We start from the raw sequence: 482 nt of genomic DNA, 5'->3' as shown, positions 1-482 counted from the left end.
GGTTCCGCAGGACGGCTGGATAACGCCCGGCGATTTAAAGGCGAGGGTAACTGTGCGAAACCTTTTCGGTACGGCTGCGTCCGGCAACGAGGTTAAGGGGCAGATCAATCTGGCGCCGGGACACCAGTATTTCCGCCAGTACCGCGATTACCAGTTCAAGGATCCGTACCTTGCGAAAAACAGTTTTCAGGAATTCCTTGGGACAAAAACCACAAATTCGGAAGGCAATGTCGAATTTCACATGGATCTCGCCAAGTTTGAAAAAGCGACCTACCGCCTTTCTTTCTACACTGAAGCGTTTGAAAAAGGAGGCGGGCGCAACGTGTCCGCCGAAGCGTCGGTTTACGTAAGCCCCCTGCCCTACCTTGTCGGGTACAAGGCGGACGGCGATTTAAGGTATATTTCGCGTAACACGGAAAGAAAACTGTCCTTTATAGCCATAAACCAGAAAACGCAAAAAACAAACGTGAACGATCTTACAT

At 50.4% G+C, this 482-nt stretch carries 1 protein-coding gene; it reads left to right on the top strand.

What is annotated here, in order from left to right:
* Positions 1 to 52: 52 nt before the first annotated feature.
* On the top strand, positions 53 to 482 hold a 430-nt coding region (locus ACYVTD_RS16415; RefSeq protein ID WP_461248737.1), incomplete at its 3' end, for a hypothetical protein.

The organism is Treponema sp. R6D11 (assembly GCF_054786075.1).
Note: the sequence above shows the minus strand (reverse complement) of the source record. Positions and strands in the feature narration are given on the sequence as shown.